Below are 3,876 nucleotides of genomic sequence, written 5' to 3' on the forward strand. Positions count from 1 at the left end.
CTTCAGGCCCCACACGCCGCCGGAGACGCCCGCGTCGACGAAGCCGATGCCCCGCGCGCCCAGCTGCTTGGCGTGCTTCTCGTCGTCCGTCCAGCGCGAGTTGCCGCCGTCGACGACGGTGTCGCCGGGCTTGAGGAGCGTCGCGAGCTGCTCGACGACGCCGTGGGTGGCGGCGCCGGCCGGGACCATCACCCACACCGTGCGCGGGGCTTCGAGCCGGTCGACCAGATCGACCAGGCTCGCCACGTCGGAGACGTCGGGGTTGCGGTCGTAACCGACCACCGTATGACCGGCGTTGCGGAGACGCTCCCGCATGTTGCCGCCCATCTTGCCGAGGCCGACGAGACCCAGCTGCATTCCTGCCATGTCAGTTCACTTCCTGAGTGTGCGGTACGCGGCCACGAGGGCGGCGGTGGACGGGTCGAGGCCCGGCACGTCCGCGCCCTCCGTCAGGGCGGGCTCGACGCGCTTGGCGAGCACCTTGCCGAGCTCGACGCCCCACTGGTCGAAGGAGTCGATGTTCCAGACCGCGCCCTGCACGAACACCTTGTGCTCGTAGAGGGCGATCAGCTGGCCGAGCACCGACGGGGTCAGCTCGGTGGCCAGGACGGTCGTGGTCGGATGGTTGCCGTGGAAGGTGCGGTGCGGCACCTGCTCCTCGGGTACCCCCTCGGCGCGGACTTCCTCGGCCGTCTTGCCGAACGCCAGAGCCTGTCCCTGCGCGAACAGGTTCGCCATCAACAGGTCGTGCTGCGCCTTGAGTTCGCCGCTCAGCTCGGCCACCGGGTTGACGAAGCCGATCAGGTCGGCCGGGATCAGCTTCGTGCCCTGGTGGAGCAGCTGGTAGTAGGCGTGCTGGCCGTTGGTGCCGGGCGTGCCCCACACCACCGGGCCGGTCTGCCACTGCACGGGCTCGCCGTCGCGCTGCACCGACTTGCCGTTGGACTCCATGTCCAGCTGCTGCAGGTACGCGGTGAACTTGGACAGGTAGTGCGAGTACGGCAGCACGGCGTGCGTCTGGGCGTCGAAGAAGTTGCCGTACCAGACGCCCAGCAGTCCCAGCAGCAGCGGGGCGTTGGCCTCGGCGGGGGCGTTGCGGAAGTGGTCGTCGACGATGCGGAACCCGTCCAGCATCTCGCGGAACCGGTCGGGGCCGATGGCGATCATCAGCGAGAGCCCGATCGCGGAGTCGTACGAGTAGCGTCCGCCGACCCAGTCCCAGAACTCGAACATGTTGGCGGTGTCGATGCCGAACGCGGCGACCTTCTCGGCGTTGGTCGACAGCGCCACGAAGTGCCGGGCGACGGCCTTCTCGTCGCCGCCGAGGCCCGCGAGGAGCCAGGAGCGGGCCGAGGTGGCGTTGGTGATCGTCTCGATCGTGGTGAACGTCTTGGACGCCACGATGAACAGCGTCTCCGCCGGATCCAGGTCCCGGGTCGCCTCGTGCAGATCGGCCCCGTCGACGTTGGAGACGAAACGGACCGTCAGCTCGCGGTCGGTGTACGCGCGCAGCACCTCGTACGCCATCGCCGGGCCGAGGTCGGAGCCGCCGATGCCGATGTTGACGACGTTGCGGATCCGCCGGCCGGTGTGCCCGGTCCACTCGCCGGAGCGGATCCGGTCCGCGAAGCCGGCCATGCGGTCGAGGACTTCGTGCACCTTGGGCACCACGTTCTCGCCGTCGACCTCGATCACCGCGTCCCGGGGGGCGCGCAGGGCGGTGTGCAGCACCGCCCGGTTCTCGGTGACGTTGATCCGCTCCCCGCGGAACATGGCGTCCCGCAGCCCGAACACGTCGGTGGCGGTGGCCAGTTCCTGCAGCAGGGCGAGGGTCTCGTCGGTGATCAGGTGCTTGGAGTAGTCGATGCGCAGATCGCCGACGCGCACCGTGTAGCGCTCGGCGCGGGAGGGGTCGTCCGCGAACAGCTCCCGCAGATGCGGCTGCCACTGGGCGCGGTGGTCCTCCAGGGCGGTCCACTCGGGCCGCCGGGTCAGCTGGGGGGTGTCGGACATGTCAGACGGTCTCCTTGATGCCCTCGCCCCGCAGGGCGACGGCGTACATCTCGTCGGCGTCGAGGCGGCGCAGCTCCTCGGCGATGAGTTCCGACAGGGGACGGACCTTCAGGGCGAGGGTGCGCGGGGGCTGGCCCGGCAGGGTCAGCGTGGCGAGCGGTCCCTCGGGCCGGTCGATGACGATCTCGCCGCCCGCGGTGCCGAGCCGGACGGCGGTCACGACCGGGCCGCCACTGACCACCCGGTCGGCCTTCACGTCGAGCCGGGCCTCCAGCCAGCGGGCCAGCAGTTCCGCGCTCGGGTTCTCCGCCTCGGCCTCCACGGCCGCCGAGGTCACCTTCGCCCGGGCCTGGTCCAGGGCGGCGGCCAGCATCGAGCGCCAGGGGGTGAGCCGGGTCCAGGCGAGGTCGGTGTCACCGGGTGAGTAGTGCCGTAGGCGGGTCTGGAGCACCTCCAGCGGGTGCTCGACCGCGTACAGGTCGGTGATCCTGCGCTGGGCCAGCGCGCCCAGCGGGTCCTCGGCCGGGTTGTCGGGCGCGTCCACCGGCCACCAGACGACCACCGGGGCGTCGGGCAGCAGCAGCGGCAGCACCACCGAGTCGGCGTGGTCGGAGACCTCGCCGTAGGTGCGCAGCACCACCGTCTCGCCGGTGCCGGCCTCCGAGCCGACCCGCACCTCGGCGTCCAGGCGGGAGTGGGTGCGGTCGCGCAGGGTCCGGGCGTGGCGCTTGATCACCACCAGGGTGCGCGAGGGGTGCTCGCGGGAGGCGTCCTCGGCCGCCTTGATCGAGTCGTAGGCGTTCTCCTCGTCCGTGACGATCACCATCGTCAGGACCATGCCCACGGCCGGCGTGCCGATGGCGCGGCGGCCCTGGACCAGCGCCTTGTTGATCTTGCTTGCCGTGGTGTCGGTCAGGTCGATCTTCATGGCCTGCGCCAGCTCCGTCCGTCTCGTGCGAGCATCTCGTCGGCTTCCCTCGGACCCCATGTCCCCGACCGGTACTGCGCGGGCGTGCCGTGCTCGTGCCAGTAGGCCTCGATGGGGTCGAGGATCTTCCAGGACTCTTCCACTTCCTGGTGACGGGGGAACAGGTTCGCGTCACCGAGCAGCACGTCCAGGATCAGGCGTTCGTACGCCTCCGGGCTGGACTCGGTGAAGGACTCGCCGTAGGCGAAGTCCATCGTCACGTCCCGGATCTCCATCGACGTGCCCGGCACCTTGGAGCCGAACCTGACCGTCATGCCCTCGTCCGGCTGGACCCGGATCACGATGGCGTTCTCGCCGAGCTCCTCGGTGGCCGTGGAGTCGAAGGGCGAGTGCGGTGCCCGCTTGAACACCACCGCGATCTCGGTGACGCGGCGGCCCAGGCGCTTGCCGGTGCGCAGGTAGAACGGGATGCCCGCCCAGCGGCGGTTGTCGATGCCCAGTTTCACGGCCGCGTAGGTGTCGGTCTTCGAGTGGGGGTCGATCCCCTCCTCCTGGAGGTAGCCGACCACCTTCTCGCCGCCCTGCCAGCCCTCGGCGTACTGGCCGTGCACGGTGTGGGCGCCCAGGTCCTCCGGCAGCCGCACCGACTTCAGCACCTTCAGCTTCTCGGTGAGCAGCGCCTCGGCGTCGAAGGCGATGGGTTCCTCCATCGCGGTGAGCGCCATCAGCTGGAGCAGGTGGTTCTGGATGACGTCCCGGGCGGCGCCGATGCCGTCGTAGTAGCCCGCGCGGCCGCCGATGCCGATGTCCTCGGCCATGGTGATCTGCACGTGGTCGACGTACGAGCGGTTCCACACGGGCTCGTACATCTGGTTGGCGAAGCGCAGCGCCAGGATGTTCTGGACGGTCTCCTTGCCCAGGTAGTGGTCGATGCG

The 3,876-nt window shown here is 70.2% G+C and carries 4 protein-coding genes; all 4 read right to left on the bottom strand.

The window, feature by feature from the left end:
• Positions 1–357: NAD(P)-binding domain-containing protein (locus IE249_RS19815; RefSeq protein WP_229858881.1), on the bottom strand; the 357-nt coding region annotated here is incomplete at its 3' end.
• Between the two features lie 15 nt (positions 358–372).
• A complete protein-coding gene (gene pgi, locus IE249_RS19820; protein WP_189706300.1) occupies positions 373–2,013 on the bottom strand; it encodes a glucose-6-phosphate isomerase in 1,641 nt (546 codons plus the stop codon).
• A 1-nt stretch (position 2,014) separates the two neighbouring features.
• Positions 2,015–2,941, bottom strand: a complete 927-nt coding sequence (gene opcA, locus IE249_RS19825; protein ID WP_189706302.1) for a glucose-6-phosphate dehydrogenase assembly protein OpcA — start codon at positions 2,939–2,941, stop codon at positions 2,015–2,017.
• A partial coding sequence (gene zwf, locus IE249_RS37890) for a glucose-6-phosphate dehydrogenase (RefSeq protein ID WP_229858859.1) occupies positions 2,938–3,876 on the bottom strand: 939 nt, incomplete at its 5' end. The genes opcA and zwf, both read right to left, overlap by 4 nt.

Source organism: Streptomyces anandii JCM 4720, assembly GCF_014650655.1.
In the GTDB taxonomy this organism is placed as follows: Bacteria; Actinomycetota; Actinomycetes; order Streptomycetales; family Streptomycetaceae; genus Streptomyces; species Streptomyces anandii.

Bases quoted from the DNA above. Each gene is read 5' to 3' on its own strand.
- pgi (WP_189706300.1), bottom strand. From the start codon at position 2,013: ATGTCCGACACCCCCCAGCTGACCCGGCGGCCCGAGTGGACCGCCCTG.
- opcA (WP_189706302.1), bottom strand. From the start codon at position 2,941: ATGAAGATCGACCTGACCGACACCACGGCAAGCAAGATCAACAAGGCG.